10 protein-coding genes and 1 riboswitch are annotated in these 16,297 nt (G+C 70.0%); of the genes, 5 read left to right on the top strand and 5 right to left on the bottom strand.

The window, feature by feature from the left end; translation table 11 throughout:
- Positions 1–3: 3 nt before the first annotated feature.
- Positions 4–285, bottom strand: a complete 282-nt coding sequence (locus ACV229_RS20525) for a pentapeptide MXKDX repeat protein (RefSeq protein ID WP_448084926.1) — start codon at positions 283–285, stop codon at positions 4–6.
- A gap of 309 nt (positions 286–594) precedes the next feature.
- Positions 595–711: riboswitch (TPP riboswitch) on the top strand.
- A gap of 121 nt (positions 712–832) precedes the next feature.
- Here ACV229_RS20525 and thiC point away from each other — a divergent pair.
- From thiC to ACV229_RS20500, 5 genes are all read left to right on the top strand, one after another.
- Positions 833–2,764 (top strand): phosphomethylpyrimidine synthase ThiC, encoded by a 1,932-nt coding sequence (gene thiC, locus ACV229_RS20520; protein ID WP_448084925.1) that lies wholly within the window; start codon positions 833–835, stop codon positions 2,762–2,764.
- Between the two features lie 232 nt (positions 2,765–2,996).
- Positions 2,997–3,209 carry a glycine zipper 2TM domain-containing protein gene (locus ACV229_RS20515; protein ID WP_448084924.1) on the top strand — a complete coding sequence of 71 codons (213 nt, stop codon included), beginning with the start codon at positions 2,997–2,999 and terminating at the stop codon, positions 3,207–3,209.
- A gap of 260 nt (positions 3,210–3,469) precedes the next feature.
- Positions 3,470–3,739, top strand: a complete 270-nt coding sequence (locus tag ACV229_RS20510; protein WP_448084923.1) for a hypothetical protein — start codon at positions 3,470–3,472, stop codon at positions 3,737–3,739.
- Positions 3,740–3,936: 197 nt separating this feature from the next.
- On the top strand, positions 3,937–4,863 hold the full coding sequence (locus ACV229_RS20505) for a DMT family transporter (protein ID WP_448084922.1): 927 nt from the start codon (positions 3,937–3,939) through the stop codon (positions 4,861–4,863).
- 318 nt (positions 4,864–5,181) lie between these two features.
- Positions 5,182–6,462, top strand: a complete 1,281-nt coding sequence (locus ACV229_RS20500; RefSeq protein ID WP_448084921.1) for an EAL domain-containing protein — start codon at positions 5,182–5,184, stop codon at positions 6,460–6,462.
- 43 nt (positions 6,463–6,505) lie between these two features.
- On the opposite strand, the gene arfB is transcribed toward ACV229_RS20500, so the two are convergent.
- From arfB to recC, 4 genes are read right to left on the bottom strand one after another with little or no spacing between them, the layout of a single operon-like run.
- The gene (gene arfB / locus ACV229_RS20495; protein ID WP_448084920.1) at positions 6,506–6,910 is read right to left on the bottom strand and encodes an alternative ribosome rescue aminoacyl-tRNA hydrolase ArfB; all 405 of its coding nucleotides are present in this window, start codon (positions 6,908–6,910) and stop codon (positions 6,506–6,508) included.
- Positions 6,907–9,153: an AAA family ATPase gene (locus tag ACV229_RS20490; protein ID WP_448084919.1), complete on the bottom strand. Its 2,247-nt coding sequence runs from the start codon at positions 9,151–9,153 to the stop codon at positions 6,907–6,909. The genes arfB and ACV229_RS20490 overlap by 4 nt, the downstream gene beginning before the upstream one ends.
- The gene (gene recB, locus ACV229_RS20485; protein ID WP_448084918.1) at positions 9,150–12,863 is read right to left on the bottom strand and encodes an exodeoxyribonuclease V subunit beta; all 3,714 of its coding nucleotides are present in this window, start codon (positions 12,861–12,863) and stop codon (positions 9,150–9,152) included. Before recB ends, ACV229_RS20490 begins: the two co-directional genes overlap by 4 nt.
- Positions 12,860–16,198 carry an exodeoxyribonuclease V subunit gamma gene (gene recC, locus ACV229_RS20480; RefSeq protein WP_448084917.1) on the bottom strand — a complete coding sequence of 1,113 codons (3,339 nt, stop codon included), beginning with the start codon at positions 16,196–16,198 and terminating at the stop codon, positions 12,860–12,862. The genes recB and recC overlap by 4 nt, the downstream gene beginning before the upstream one ends.
- Positions 16,199–16,297: the final 99 nt, after the last annotated feature.

The following is a 16,297-nucleotide window of genomic DNA, read 5'->3' as shown; positions in this document are numbered from 1 at the left end:
CGTTCAGTACGACATCTTGTTCGACTTGTCGTCGTTCATCGGCTTGCCCATCGAATCGTGCGACATCGCGCCTTTCTTCTTCGTGTCGTGCTTCGCCATGGCACCTTTCTTCATCCCGCTGTCCTTGGCCATCTCGTCGTGGCCCATCGCGTCCTTCGACATCGGCGCTTGGTCCTTCGACATCGACGACTGATCCTTCGACATCGCATCGTTCTGTGCGTAGGCGCCCGTGGCTGCAAAGGCGAAACCGGCGAGACAGGCGGCGATCAATACGTTCTTCTTCATGACATCACTCCTTCAGGGTGGGTTTGAGGAGTCGAATAGTCGGACGAGGCCACGTGAAATGACAGCCCCGTCACAAAACATTTTAGTTTTCGCGGCGGATGATCGCGACCGGCTCGGCCGCTCGCCGCTGCGTTCCCGGGCAAGCCTCGACGCCTCCGGGTTTTCCCCGCCGTTTCCGCCTGAAACACCCGCCCGACGTTCTCCCGGCCAACCCGCCCGCACGCACGTCGCCATCGCACGCGCACGCCGAGGCACACGCCTGATCTGCCCCCGGTTGAAACCGCCGCAAAGCCGGTGTATTGTGTGCGCTTGCTAACGCGGGGGTCCTGCAATGCGTTCGGTCAATAAACCGGCATTGCGGGTGAGAAATACCCTTTGAACCTGATCTGGGTAATGCCAGCGCAGGGAAGCGTACGGGCTTCGCCGCCATCCTTCTGACGAAACCCGCCGCCTCACGAACCTCGTCTCCTGCTTAGCTCGAGCCCCACATTCGCCATGGGACCCGAGTCATCGCCACGCACCGACTCGGGCCGATACAGGAGATTGCATGAACGCCAATCCGAAGTTTCTGTCCGCCGACGCCCACGTCGACGCCGCGGCCGTCGCGCCGCTGCCGAATTCGCGCAAGATCTACGTGACGGGCTCGCAGCCCGACATCCGCGTGCCGATGCGCGAGATCACGCAGTCCGACACGCCGACCGGCTTCGGTGGCGAAAAGAATCCGCCGATCTACGTGTACGACACGTCGGGCCCGTACACCGACCCGGACGCGAAGATCGACATCCGTGCGGGCCTGCCGGCCCTGCGCCAGCGCTGGATCGAAGCGCGCGGCGACACCGAGACGCTGTCGGGCCTCACGAGCGACTACGGCCGCGAGCGCGCGGCCGACCCGGCCACGGCCGACCTGCGCTTCCCGGGCCTGCACCGCCACCCGCGCCGCGCGCAGGCAGGCAAGAACGTCACGCAGATGCACTATGCGCGCCAGGGCATCATCACGCCGGAGATGGAATACATCGCGATCCGCGAGAACCAGCGCCGCGCCGAGTACCTCGAGAGCCTGAAGGCGAGCGGCCCGAACGGCGCGAAGCTCGCCGCGATGATGGGCCGCCAGCACGCGGGCCAGGCATTCGGCGCCGCCGCGTTCGGCCCGAACGCGCTGACCGAGATCACGCCGGAATTCGTGCGCTCGGAAGTGGCGTGCGGCCGCGCGATCATCCCCGCCAACATCAACCACCCGGAATCGGAGCCGATGATCATCGGCCGCAACTTCCTCGTGAAGATCAACGCGAACATCGGCAACTCCGCCGTCACGTCGTCGATCGGCGAGGAAGTCGACAAGATGACGTGGGCGATCCGCTGGGGCGGCGACACGGTGATGGACCTGTCGACCGGCAAGCACATCCATGAAACGCGCGAGTGGATCATCCGCAACAGCCCGGTGCCGATCGGCACGGTGCCGATTTACCAGGCGCTCGAGAAGGTCAACGGCAAGGCCGAGGACCTGACCTGGGAAATCTTCCGCGACACGCTGATCGAACAGGCCGAGCAAGGCGTCGACTACTTCACGATCCATGCGGGCGTGCGCCTGCAGTACGTGCCGCTCACCGCGAACCGGATGACGGGCATCGTGTCGCGCGGCGGCTCGATCATGGCGAAGTGGTGCCTCGCGCATCACAAGGAAAGCTTCCTGTACGAACACTTCGAAGAGATCTGCGAGATCATGAAGGCGTACGACGTGAGCTTCTCGCTCGGCGACGGCCTGCGCCCCGGCTCGATCTACGACGCGAACGACGAAGCGCAGCTCGGCGAGCTGAAGACGCTCGGCGAGCTCACCCAGATCGCGTGGAAGCACGACGTGCAGGTGATGATCGAAGGCCCGGGCCACGTGCCGATGCAGCTGATCAAGGAAAACATGGATCTGCAGCTCGACTGGTGCAAGGAAGCGCCGTTCTACACGCTCGGGCCGCTGACGACCGACATCGCACCGGGCTACGACCACATCACGTCGGGCATCGGCGCCGCGATGATCGGCTGGTTCGGCACCGCGATGCTGTGCTACGTGACGCCGAAGGAGCACCTCGGCCTGCCGAACAAGGACGACGTGAAGGAAGGCATCATCACGTACAAGCTCGCCGCGCACGCAGCCGACCTCGCGAAGGGCCACCCGGGCGCGCAGGTGCGCGACAACGCGCTGTCGAAGGCGCGCTTCGAGTTCCGCTGGGAAGACCAGTTCAACCTCGGCCTCGATCCGGACAAGGCGCGCGAATTCCACGACGAGACGCTGCCGAAGGATTCGGCGAAGGTCGCGCACTTCTGCTCGATGTGCGGCCCGCACTTCTGCTCGATGAAGATCACGCAGGACGTGCGCGAGTTTGCGGCGCAGCAAGGCGTGTCCGAAACCGAGGCGCTGAAGAAGGGCATGGAGGTCAAGGCCGTCGAGTTCGTGAAGACCGGCGCCGAGATCTATCACCGCCAGTAAGCATCACCGGCAATAAGCGCCGGATCGCTCCGCGATGCACGAAGCCCGCTTTCGAGCGGGCTTTTTTTCTGCCTGCCGCGTGCCCGCGAGCGCACGGGAAACAAATGATTACGAAAGCACGAACGCTCTAACAAGTCCTTACAGCAGCCGCGAGGGGTGGCGCGTAGATTGGGTTCATGCGCGGCCACCGATCGGTCGTGCGTCCTCCGTTCACAACATCAAGGACAAGATCATGAACACGATCCGACGTATCGGGATGTGCACGCTGCTCGTCGCGACGCTGGCCAGCCTGTCGGCGTGCGATTCGATGACTGCGCGCCAACGCAACACGGCGATCGGCGCGGGCGTCGGCGGCGTCGCCGGCGCGGCGATCGGCGGCAATGCGCTGTCGACCATCGGCGGCGCAGCCGTCGGCGGCATCATCGGCAACCAGGTCGGCAAATAAGCCGGCCGCCCCCGTGCGGGGCGCAGCCTGACTCTGACAGACGGCGTTTTCCGCATGCGGAGAGCGCCGTTTTTGCGTGCTCGCCGGGGGGCTTGCGACGCGCCGCGGGCCATGCCGCTCGCGGCATGTCGTTTCGGGAATCCGGATGCGGTACCCGTAGCGGTACCCGAAATGATCCGTTACCGTTTTGCACATCGTGTCACGACAGCGCGGCGTAAGCTTAAGAATCGGCTCACCGCCCACCTTGCCGGGGAGACATCATGAACAGAACACTCGTCGCGGCGGCCCTCGCATGCGCGACGCTTGCCGGCTGCTATTACCCGTACGGCTACTATCCGTCCGACTATTACGCCGCCGCGCCCGTTCCGGCGGCGCCGGCATACGTGGCGCCAGCCCCCTATTACTATCCGGCCTATCCGACCTATCCGGCACCCGCCTACTATGCGCCGGCCTGGGGCGGCTGGTGGGGCCCGTCTGTGTCGCTCAATTTCGGTTTCGGCGGCCACGGCGGCGGCTGGCATCATCACTGATCGCTGTCACCGTCGCAACGTCGCCCAGCCAGACCAGCCGTCGCCGATGGCCCCCGACATCGCCGGCAGCAAGCGGTTCTGCCGCTTCTTACCGCTTCTTACCGTTTCTTGCCGTTTCATCCGATCGTGAAACGTCGGCCGGTTAACGCAGTGTAAGATTCAGCGCATCCCCTCCCCGGCCCTCCGGCCCACGATCGATGTCACCGAAAAACGCTTCCCTGCTGACCGTGCTCGCTGCCCTGTGGGGTGCGTCGTTCCTGTTCATCCGCATCGGCGTCGCCGAGTTCGGCGTTGCGCCGCTGATGGCGCTGCGCGTCGGCATCGGCGCGCTGTTCCTGACCGGTCTCGCGCTCACCCGTTTCAAACCTGCCGATCTCGGCACGCAACTGCGCCGTCATGCGTGGCCGCTGTTCGTCGTCGGCGTGCTCAATTCCGGGGCGCCGTTCTGCCTGTTCGCGTTCGCCGAGCTGACGCTGTCGGCCGGCGTGACGTCGGTGATCAACGCGACGACGCCGCTGTGGGGCGCGCTCGTCGCGTACCTGTGGCTGAAGGACAAGCTGTCGCTGCCGCGTGCGCTCGGTCTCGTGATCGGCTTCGCGGGCGTGCTGACGCTTGTCTGGGACCAGATCGCGAGCGCGCCCGGCGGCACGGGCGCCGGCGCGACCGCGCTCGCCGCCGCCGCGGCGCTCGGCGCGACGCTGCTGTACGGGATCGCAGCCAACTACACGAAGCGCAAGCTGACCGGCGTCGACCCGCTCGTCAACGCGACCGGCAGCATGATCGGCTCGACCGTGCTGCTGCTGCCGTTCGCGATCGCGACGTGGCCTGCGGCGCCGATCAGCGCGCACGCCTGGGGCTCGGTGCTCGCGCTGGGCATCGCGTGCACGGGGATCGCGTATTTCATCTTCTTCTACCTGATCGCCCACATCGGACCCGCGCGCGCGATCACCGTGACGTTCGTGATTCCGGTGTTCGGCCTGTTGTGGGGCGCGCTGTTCCTGAGCGAGCACGTGTCGGCCGTGATGATCGAAGGCTGCGCGATCGTGCTCGTCGGCACTGCGCTCGCGACGGGCGTGATCAAGCGGATTCCGGGCATGCGGCCGCGCGGCGGCAAAGCAGCCTGACGGCGTCGGCGGACGCCGGCTTCGCGTGCCGCCCGCCTGTTCGTGAACCGGACGCGCCCGATTGGGCGCGTTTTTGCGTCTGCGCGATGTCGATCCACGTTGACGTCGATGCACGCCCGGCGCCTGGTTCAGGCTGTACGCGGAGCGAGTGTGGAGTTACCCTGATACGCGATCCACCGGGATCTCGCTACACTCGAAACAAATATCCGCAGGAGGCGGTCAAGATGGGCCACGTTTTTCCGCGCCTGCCTGCGCGTGCGGCCGCCGCTGCGACGCACCGCGACGCCGCGTTGCCGTCCGTCTGCGAGCGCTGCTGACATGTCGCAGACTCTCGACCTTTCGCTCGAATCCCTGCTCGAACGCCTGACGCCCACGCCGGCCGGCTGGCTCGCCGACTTTCGCGGCGCGGCGCTGCGCAGCGTATTCCAGCCCGTGCTGTCGATCACGCACAAGCGCGTCGTCGGCTACGAGGCGCTGCTGCGCGTGATCGACGCGAACGGTCAGGCAATCTCGCCCGGTGCGCTGTTCGATCGCACGCGCGGTGAAGAGGAAGCGCTCCTGCTCGACCGGCTCGCCCGTTGCCTGCACACGGCCAATTTCGTCGCACAAGGGATCGGCGACGGCTGGCTGTTCCTGAACGTGACGCCGCGGGTGCTCGATTCGGGTCTCGTGCAACGCGAATTCGTCGAGTCGCTGTGCCATCATTTCGCGCTGCCGCCGAACCGGATCGTGCTCGAAGTCGTCGAGCAGCCATCGCGCGACGAAGCCGAGCTCGCCCGCACGATCGACATGATCCAGCATCGCGACTTCCTGATCGCGATCGACGATTTCGGCACCGGGTTCTCGAATTTCGACCGCGTGTGGCGTGCGAAGCCCGACATCGTGAAGCTCGATCGTTCGCTCGTCGAACGCGCGACGTGGGCCGCCGACGATCGCCGCATCATCCATCACCTCGTGTCGATGCTGCATCAGGCCGGCGCGATGGTCCTCGCCGAAGGCGTCGAGAGCGACGACGCGCTGCAGGCGCTGATGGAAGCGGACATCGATTTCGTGCAGGGTTTCCAGTTCGGGCAGCCCGATCCGTCGATCGCGCGCGCAAGCGCGTCGGTGCCTGCGATGCTCGACGCCGCGTGGGCGCGCTTCATCGCGCGCCATCCCGCACCAGCGAATGGCGCGCAACCGGGCTTCGACGCAATCGAACGGCTGGTGCTCACTGGCGCGGCCGCGTTCGCGGCGAGCGGCAACCTGCAGGACGCCGCGCAGCGCGTGCTCGTCGTACCGTCCGCACGCCGCGTGTTCGTCACGGACGAGATCGGCGAACAGTTCCTGCCGTCGATCGGCGCACCGACCCACAACAACAACGCAGTCCCCACGCGCCTCGCGCCGCTCTTTCCGGAAACGCACAGCAACTGGTCGCGCCGCCCGTATTTCCAGCGCGCGATCGCCGCACCCGGCCGCGTCGCGCTGATGGGGCCGCACTTCTCGCTGACGGAAGGCCGCGACTGCTACACGGCCGCCGTCGCCACCCGCGCGAACGACCGGCTCGTCGTGTTCTGCGTCGACTTCGTGCTCGACAGCGCGGGAACGGTCATGCGCTGATACGCGCACGGCGTCCGGCGCGAACGCGTTGGACGCGACGGCGTCAGTCGACGATCTTCCCGCGCCCGGATTTCACCACGCTGCGGCGCGCCTTGTGCTCCAGCCGCCGCTCCTTCGATGCACGGGTCGGCCGCGTCGCGACGCGTGCGCGCGGCGTGACGGCGACGCTGCGGATCAACGCGTCGAGCCGCGCCAGTGCGGCATCGAGATTCTTCTCCTGGGTGCGATGTTCCTGCGACTTGATCACGACGATGCCCTCGCGCGTGATGCGCTGGTCGGACAGCGCGAGCAGCCGCTCCTTGAGCAGTTCGGGCAGCGACGACGCACGGATGTCGAAACGCAGGTGAATCGCGCTCGACACCTTGTTGACGTTCTGCCCGCCCGCGCCCTGCGCGCGCACCGCGGTCCATTCGATTTCAGCCGGATCGAGCGTATAGCGAACCATCATCGCGGCACCTCCGCGCGGCGCCGCGCAAGCGCCTCGTCGATTCGCGCGGACAGGCCCGAATCGCGCTGCGTGCGTGTCGCGACGGCCTGCGCGAGCACGCGCCGTGCGCCGATCACCTGCACGCGCGTGCGCGCACGCGTCACGGCCGTATACACCAGCTCGCGCGTCAGCACGCGGCCGAACGTCGCCGGCAGCACGAGCGCAGCCTCGTCGAATTCGGAGCCTTGCGATTTGTGGACGGTCAGCGCGAACGCGGTTTCGTGCGGCGGCAACGCTGCCGGCGACACCGCGCGCGCCGTGCCGTCCGCACGCCTGAACCACACGCGCAGCACGCCATGCGCATCGGGCAACGCGATGCCGATGTCGCCGTTGAAGAGCCCGAGCGCGTAATCGTTGCGCGTCACCATGATCGGCCGCCCGGTGAACCAGTGCGCGCCGACCGCCAGCGGCACGCGCGCAGCGCGGCGCACGTGCGACGCGACGAGCGCGTTCACGTGCTCGGCGCCGCGCGCCCCGCCGCGGGTCGCGCACAGGATCCGGAAACGGTTGAGCGCGTCGAACAGCGGCAGCGGATCCGGCTCGGTCGCGGCAAGCGCATCGCGCAACGCATCGAGATAAGCGGAGAATCGCCGCGCGAGACGTTCGACCGTCGGCGCTGCGAGCGTGTCGCCCGTGTCCTCGTGGAACGACGCGGCGGCCGTGTCGCTCGCCGGCAACGCGTCGAGCGCGTTCTGCACGTCGCCGCGGCGAATCGCCAGCGACAGGCGTCCGATCGGCGAATCGAGCCCGAAGCGGTAATTGCGCTCGAGCCACACCACGCAATCGGCAAGCGGCGCCGGCGCCGATGCGCCGGCGGTCGCGGCCGCGTCGGTTGCCTCGGTTGCATCGACCGCCGGCGCAATCGCCGCGGCGGCACGCTGCGCATCGTCGGCAGCGAGCGGCGCAACTGCGGCCGCATCGAGCCACGCGAGTTCGTCGGCTTCGATCCACGCAGGCGCGTCGCCCCCGTCGCCCTCCTCGCGCGCGGCTTCGCCTGCGAAGGCCGCCTCCGTGGATGCGTCGTCGTCGATCAGCAAGTCGAACAGCGACGCCTGACGGTCATCCACACGCGCGGGCGCAGCCGGCTTCCGCGAAACTGCCGCTGCAAACGATGCCGCTGCGGCGTCGGCACGGTCCGGCACCGGCAGCGCCGCGGCGAACGCCGCTTCGTCGATGCCGAGCGCCTGTGCGATGCGCGCGCGCGCGGTGGCGCTGAACGACGGCCGCGCGCTCAGTTCGGCGAACACGGCGCCGGCCTCGACTGCGGCAAGCTGGTCCTTGTCGCCGAGCAACACGAGCCGCGCGCCCGGCGCGAGCGCATCGAGCAGGTGCGCGGCGAGCGCGACGTCGATCATCGATGCTTCGTCGACGACGATCAGGTCATAAGGCAGCGGGTTGTCGCGATGATGGCGGAAGCCCGACGCCCCGCCGCCGCCCAGCAGCCGATGCAGCGTATACGACGTGTCCGGCAGGCGCGCGGCGAGTTCGGGCGGCAGGTCGCCCGCCCGCGCGTGCAGCGCTTCCTGCATCCGCTGCGCGGCCTTGCCGGTTGGGGCGGCGAGCGCGATGCGCAGGCCCGGATGCGCGTCGAGCAGACACGCGAGCACGCCGACGACCGTCGTCGTCTTGCCGGTGCCGGGGCCGCCGCTGACGATCGTCACGCGGCCCGTCAGCGCGACGATCGCCGCGACGCGCTGCCAGTCCAGCTCGCCCGTCGCCGGCCCGAAGTAACGGGCAAGGCGTTCGCGCAGCGCGTCGGGCGCCAGCGCGTCGTCGGCAACGGCCTCGCCCGCCTGCGCGACCAGCGCATCGGCGAGCCGCCGTTCGTAGTCGAAATAGCGCGCGAGATAGAGGTGGCCGTGCCGGTCGACGATCAGCGGCCGCTCGTCACCGCGTTCGAGCGCGCCGAACGCGACGACGCCGCTCGCGGCGAGCGCCGCGCGCACGTCGGCGAGCGGTTCTTCATATCGCTGCGCGAGCGCGGCGAGCGCCACGCAGACATGCCCGCCCGCGGTCGCCCGGCTCGACGCGAACGCGGCCCGCGCAGCCCAGCGGGCGGCCGCGGCCGGCGCGCCCGCGCGGCGCGCGAGTTCGCCGATCCGGCGCGCGAACCCTTCCGCGAGCGCGATCCCGAAATCGGCCGGTTCGGGCAGGCGTGCGACGAGGCCGCCGGTAAATTCGAGCGTATCGTCACGCGTACTCATGCGCGAGCTCCTTCCATCATCCGGTCGAGCGCGTCGACGAGTTCGCGCGCGGGCCGCCGCGCATGCACCCCGGCCGGCGCGCCGTCGCTGCGCCACGCCGGCCGCACGCCGCGTATGAACAGGTATAGATAGCCCGCGATGTGCGTATCGTAGTCGTAATCGCGCAGCCGGCCGCGCAGGTAGCGATGCAGCGCGACCGTATACAGCAGCGCCTGCAGGTGATACGCGTGATCGGCCATCGCCGCGTCGAGCGCGCGCGGGCCATAGGCATCCGGCGTATTGCCGAGATGGTTCGATTTCCAGTCGACGATCCAGAACCGGCCGTCATGCTCGACGATCATGTCGATGAAACCCTTGATGAAACCGGCGAGCACGCCCGCCTCCAGTGCGACGTCCGGATAGCCGTGCGCGACCAGCAGCCGGCGCAGCGCGGCGAGGTCCAGCGACGGCGCCGGGAACAGGAAGCCCATTTCGTCGAGCCGCTTCGCCGGATCGAGATCGGCAAGCCGCAAGCCGGGCACGAGCTCCGTGCGCACGACGTCGTCGACGAGCCGCGCCATCATCGCCGGCAGCCGCTCGCCGAGTTCGGGCTCGGCCTCGACCGGCCGATCGTGCAGGGCGCCGAGCGCCGCCGCATGCCACGACGACGGTTCGGTGAAATCGCTCAGCTCGAACAGGCGGTGCAGGCACTCGCCGGCCGCCGCGCCGCGCGGAAACACGAGGATGTCGTCGTCGGGCGGCACCGCAGCCGGCCACTCGGCGCCCGGATCGCCGTCGGGCGCGAACGCGGCGAGCGCATCGTGGTCGGGCCGCAGCTCTTCGTCCGGCACGGCCGCGACGCCGACCTCCTCGCGCGCCATCGACGCGGTCAGCGAGCTGAAGCTCGCCATCCGCCACGCATCGCGCAGCACGCGCGACGCATGACGCGCCGCCAGTGCCTGCGTCGCGTCATGCCCGGCGGCAAGCCGCTCGCGGTGCGTCGGCACCGGCAACGGCCCGACGCTCACCGGGCCGTCCGCGAGCGCGCGCCATGCATCGTCGAGCGCGGCATCGTCGGGCGGCTCGTCGAGCCACGCGTCGAATGCATGGCCGGCGCCGGCCACGAGCCAGTTGAGCACGCTGCGCCGCGATTCGCGCGTCGAGCGGGACGACTGGTACGGCCCCGCGACGAGATAGCACCGATAGACCGCACGCGTGAGCGCGACATATACAAGCCGCGCGCGCTCCGCCGCCTGCTCGCGCATCACCTGCCGCGCCGCATGCTCGGCAGCCTCGTCGTCGCAACCGTAGTGCAGCACCGCGTCGCCCGCGTCGTCGTGATACTCGCGCGCATCGGGCAAGCCGGACGCGGGCGGCTCGCGCAGCCCGCCGTCGTTCAGGAACGGGCAGAACACGATCGCGTATTCGAGGCCCTTCGACTTGTGCACGGTGACGATCTGGACGAGGTTGCGATCCGATTCGAGGCGCAGTTGCGCCTCCTCGCCGCCGCCGTCGAGCCGCTGCGCGGCGAGCCAGCGCAGCGTCGGTGCGATGCCCGGCTGCGCCGATGCGCGTGCCTGCGTCAGCTCGGCGAGATGATTGACGTCCGTCACGCGGCGCTCACCGTCGGCGCCCGCCATCAACCGCTCGGCGATCCGCAACTCGCGCGCGAACGTGCGCCACATCACCGCGAACCCGCGTTCGCGCCACAGCAGTCGATACCGCGAAAAACGCTCGACCCAGCTCATCGCATCGGCGCCGTCGGCAGCAGCATCGGCAAGCGCGCCGCGCGCGTCGCCGTCGCCCTGCTCCATCCGCCACAATGCGCCGGCGTCGAGGCCGAACCAGTCGGACGCGAGCGCCGCACGCAGGCGCCGCAGGTCGCCCGGCGCGTCGATCGCCGCGAGCACGCGTTCGAGCTGTTCGGCGTCGCCGGTCGAGAACACCGATGCCTGCGCGAGCTCGACGCTGCCGATGCCCCACATCGCCAGCACGCGCTTCACGAGACTGCCCTGGCGGTGCGTCTGCACGAGCACCGCGATATCGCCCGGCGACAGCGGCGTGTCGCCGAGCCGGGCGCGCCCGTCGCGGGCGCCGCGCATCAATCGCGCGATCTCGGCCGCGCACGCGTGCGCGGCCTGCGATTGCGCATCGCGCTTGCTCAACACGTCGTCGCCGCCCGGCAGCGTCCAGATCCGGAAGTCGCCCGGCTGGCCGGCATCGGTCTCGTCGGCAAGCGGCGCGCGCACGCGCGTGCCCGCGCGCACCGGGTAATAGTCGAGCCCGTCGAGCACGAACGCGCGCGGGTTCGACAGGAAGAAGCGGTTGCAGGCGTCGACGATCGCCGGCGTCGAACGCTGGTTGACCGCGAGCGTATAGCACGCGCTCGCCCGCGCGCGCGCCGCCAGATACGTGTGCAGATCGGCCGCGCGGAAGCTGTAGATCGCCTGCTTCGGATCGCCGACGAGGAACAGCGGCCCGCCGGGCGCGAAGATCCGGTCGAAGATCGCGAACTGCAGCGGATCGGTGTCCTGGAACTCGTCGATCAGCGCGGCCGGGTAGCGCGCGCGCAGCGTGTCCGCCAGCCACGGGTGCGCGTGCAATGCGTCGTACAGGTTCGCGAGCAGATCGTCGAACGACACCACGCGCCGCGTGCGCTTGCGTTCGGCCAGCTCGCGCGGCGCGTCCTCGAGCCATGACGCGATGAGCGCGAGCCAGCGCGCGCGCTGCACGGCCTCGGCTGCGGCGACCGCCGCGTCGAGCGCGTCGGCGACGTCGAAGAACGGATGCTCGGGCGTCGCGCCGCCCTTCTTCGTCGCCTTGACGAGCGCTGTGCGCGTGAGCTTCAGCGCGGCTTTCGGCAGCGCGGCAGACGCGTCCGATTGCGCGAAATGCGTCGTCCACGCGACCAGCGCGTCGGCAACGGCATCCGCCTTGTGCGAGCGCTGGTTGAGCGCAGGCTGCGCGGCACGCAGCAACGCGTCGATCGCGTCGCGCTCGGCGGACCACATGCGGGCCGCCTCCGCGAAGCATTCGGCCGCCGCCGCTTCCGCCGATTCGTCAGGCTCTGTGACGCCGTCCCAGCGCAGCGCCGCGAGCGGCTTCTTCAGCCGGCGCGCAAGCTGCGCGTCGAGCGCGGCGGGCCCCGCGCCGGATTCCACGAGCCACGCGGCGAAGCCCGGCCAGCGCGCCGCCATCGGCTCGACGCGCGTGCGCCAGAAATCCGCCGCGAGCTCGAAGCGCAACGACGCATCGTCGGCTTCCATCTCGAACGCGAACGGCATCGCGGCCGCGAACGGCGCCTCCTGCAACGCGCGCTGGCAGAACGCGTGGATCGTATGGATCGCGGCCTGGTCGAACGCGCGCAGCGCGCGCCGGATCCGCTTCGCGGCCGTCTCCGGATCGAGCACGCCGTCGTTGCCGAGCGTGGTGTCGACGAGGCGCGTGATGAACGGATCGCCGCCGTCGTCGCCCGTGTCGAGCGCATGCGCGAGCTGCGCGAGGCGGCCGCGGATCCGCTCGTGCAGCTCCGCGGTCGCCGCCTTCGTGAAGGTCACGACGAGAATCTGGTCCGCGCCGAGATCCTTCTCGAGCAGCAGGCGCACATACAGCGCGCAGATGTTCCACGTCTTGCCGGTGCCCGCCGACGCCTCGATCTGGTTGACGCCGTCGAGCGGACACGCGAACACGTCGAGCTCGAGCGCGTCGAGCGATTGCGATGCGCCGCTCATGACGCCTCCTTCAGGTGTTCGACGAGCGGCTCGAACACGAGGCGTGCGAGCGTGCCGAACGGTTCGTCGAGCGACGGGTTCGCACCGCGCCACGCAATCGCGAGTGCGGGATCGTCGGATTCGCCGACGACCCGGTCGTTGATCCAGACGCTCGCCGCCTTCGCCTCGCTGTCGGTCACCCACGCCCACGCGCTGCGCGGGAAGAAGCGCAGCGGCATGCGCCGGCCCGCGCGAAACAGCGCGGCAAGCGGCGCGAGGCGCGCGAGCGGCGCCGCGACGGGCGTCAGCTCGAACGCGCCGCCGCTGCCGAACCACAGCGTGCGGCGCGGCCCGTCCGGCACGACCGCGCAATAGACGAGATGCGCGAGCCACGCGGACAGATAGTCCCGCGCGCTCGGCCGCGCATAGCGGTAAATCACCTGGCCCGCGGCCGTGAGCCGGTTCAGCGTGCCGTGCAGCGCAAGCGGCGCGCTCGCCGCGTCGCGCGACAGCACTGCGTCGTCGGCGCCGAACAGCGCTTGCTCCGTGTCGGGCCAGACCGGCACGACTTCGATCGAAAACGGCCGGCGCTCGGCGCCGTCGGCAAGCACCTGCCGCACGTTCGCCGCCAGTTGCGTCAGCGAACCGAGCGCCTGGTCGCGCCAGACCGCGCCCGTCGCGCCGCCCGGCAGTTCCGGGCTCGCGTCCGCGATACGCAGCGCACGATCGTGCGCGGCCGCTTCGCCCGATTCGATCAAGAGCGGCAGCACGCGTTCGGCGAGCGCGTCGCTGCCCGCGTAATCGAGCGCGAACGGCTCGGTGTCGAGCAGTTCCGCCTGCGCGTCCGCGAGCACGATGCCGAGGCGTTCGCGCAGCAGCGCGCGCGCCGGGTGGCGCCAGAAGCGCTCGAAGTCGGCGAACGCGACCGGCTCGGCGGGTTCGGCCGGCAACGGCTGCGCGAAGAACGCGGCCTCGCGCGCGCCGCCTTGCGACAGGTCGGCAGCCAGCAGCGACGCGAGCGACGCCCGTTCCGCGTCATACGAAAAGAGCGGCCCGCCGGGCCGGAAATACGCGGCGGCAAACGGCTGCAGCGGATGCTCGACGATGAACGAGCGGCGCGCGGCGTCGACGTCGGCCGGCGCCGCATCGGGCCCGGCCGCGACGAGCGCGAGATGGTCGAGCAGCTCGTCGACGAGCGCGGCCGGCGGCAACGGCGCGTTGTCGCGGATGCTGCGCCCCGTATACGCGATCAGCAGCCGGTCGCGCGCGCCGAGCAGCAGGTCGAGGAACAGGTTGCGCTCGTCGTCGCGCCGTTGCCGGTCGCCGAGCTTCGGCAGCACGGCCATCAGGTCGAACTCGTCCGGGCGTGCGAGGCTCGGCAGCACGCCATCGTCCATGCCGAGCAGGCACACGATCCGGTACGGCAGTCCGCGCAGACTCGTCAGCGACGAGAACGTCACGCCGCCCCACGGCACCCCGCCGCGGGCCGGATCGTCGAGCGCGGCGGCAAGCCCCGCGCGCACGACGGCGGCCGGCAGCGCCTGCTCGGGCGCCCCCTCCGTCATTGCGGCCAGCATCGCATCGAGCGCGTCGCGCACGCCCGCGAGCGCATCGGCATGCGCGGCGCCCGAATCGAAGAAGCGCGCGAGCGTGTCGGCGAACAGTTCGCTCCACGCGTGCGGTGCGTGCGGCTCCGCGAGGCGCCGCGCGAAGCCGTCGAGATCGTCGGTGAAGCGCGCGAGACGGCCGAGCAGCTCGGCCTCGCTGCCGGTGGCCGCATCGATCGGCAGCCATGCGCCGACCGGCGCCGCGCCGTCGGGCATCGCGTAGCCGAGAAAGAGGCGCGCGAGCGCATCCGAGAACGTGTGGCGCGGCGACGGCACCGCCGCGTCGTCGCTCGTTTCGGGCGCGAGCCCGCGGCGCGCGCCGGCGGCCGCGAGCCAGGTCTGCACCGTTTCGAGCGCAGCCGCGTCGATCCCGTAGCGCGCGGCCACCGCATCGACGCGCAGCCATTCGATCAGCGCCGGCGCGCCGACCTGGCGCTCGGGCAGCGCGAGCCAGTCGAGCAGCACGCGCGCGACGGGGTTCGCCTGCGACGGCGGCAGGCCCGTGATCCGGTAAGGTACGCGTGCGCCGCCGGCACCGGCCGTGCCGAACACTGCGTCGATCAGCGGCCCCGCCGCCGCGAGGTCGGCCACCGCGACCAGCACGTCGGACGGCCGCAGGCTGTCGTCGGCATCGAACCACGCGAGCAGGCGGTCGTGCAGCACCTCGAGCTGGCGCGCGAGGCTGTGACAGATGTGCACCTCGATCCCATGCTCCGCGGGCGGCTCGCCGAGATCCGCTTCGGGCTGCAGGTCGAGGATCGCGTTCTGGATTCGCGCGAGCCAGGTCGGCGCGGGATTGGCGACGTAGTACGACGCGTCGCCCGATGCAGCGCTTTCGGTCAGCTCGTGCAGCATGTGGAGCTGTGCCTGCGTCTGGCGGCCCCATTCGGCGAGCAGCGGGTGGCCGACTTCCTGGTAGTCGAGCCGCCCCGCCGCGTCGAGCGCCTCGGCGTGCGCGGCGGTCACGATGTCGAACCAGAATTCGCGGCACGGGTTGAGCGCGTAGATGCGCACGTCGATCCAGCGCGACAGTTCGCGCAGCAGCGCGACGTGCAGCGGCGGCATCGTCGGCAGCGCGAACACGCTGACCGATTCCGGCCAGTTCGCGCGCGCGACCGTGTCGAGATCGAGATGACGCGCTTCGCCGAGGAAGCGGTGCGCGGGCGGCGTGCCGCTGTCGCTCAGCTCCGCGAGCAGCGCGCGCCACAGCGCGGCCTGCCAGCGCTCGTCGTCGCGCGCCGCGTCGCCGATCCCGCGCAGCGCGCCGTCGCCCGCGAGAACCGATTCGCCCGCCTGCCACGCGGCCAGCCATTCCGGACGATAGGTCAGGTAATGATCGAGGACCGTCGCGACGCGCTGCGCAAGCTCGTAGCGCATCGCGTCGTCGGACGCGGACAGGTACGCGGCGAGCCGCGGCGACGCGAGCCATGGCGCACCGCCGGCGGCGTCCGACAGCAGCCGGTAGCAGCGCCATACGAGGCGGTCCGGCGCGAACGGCGACCGCGTAGGCACCGTCAGCACACGGCCGATCTGCGCCCACAGCCATTGCGCGAGATACGTGAACTCGACGTTCGCGCACACACCGTGGCGCTCGGCGATGTCGAGCTCGAGCCGGCGACGCAGCGCCGCGCTCGGCACGATGATCTGTTGCGGCGCCCACGGCGCATTGCGGGCGGGAAAGGCCGACAGATCGTCGAGCAGCGCATCGGCGAGCGTTTCGTGACGGTTCGAATAGAAGAGATGGAGCATGAAGCAGGCGTCGAAGCGTCGCACCGGCCGGGCCGGGCGAACGGAAGCACCAAGGATAGCAAAGGGGCGGCGCGGTGCGTATCCGCCGAACGGCCAGGG

This window comes from Burkholderia sp. MR1-5-21, from assembly GCF_053427715.1.
This window is presented reverse-complemented; position numbering and strand designations above follow the sequence as displayed.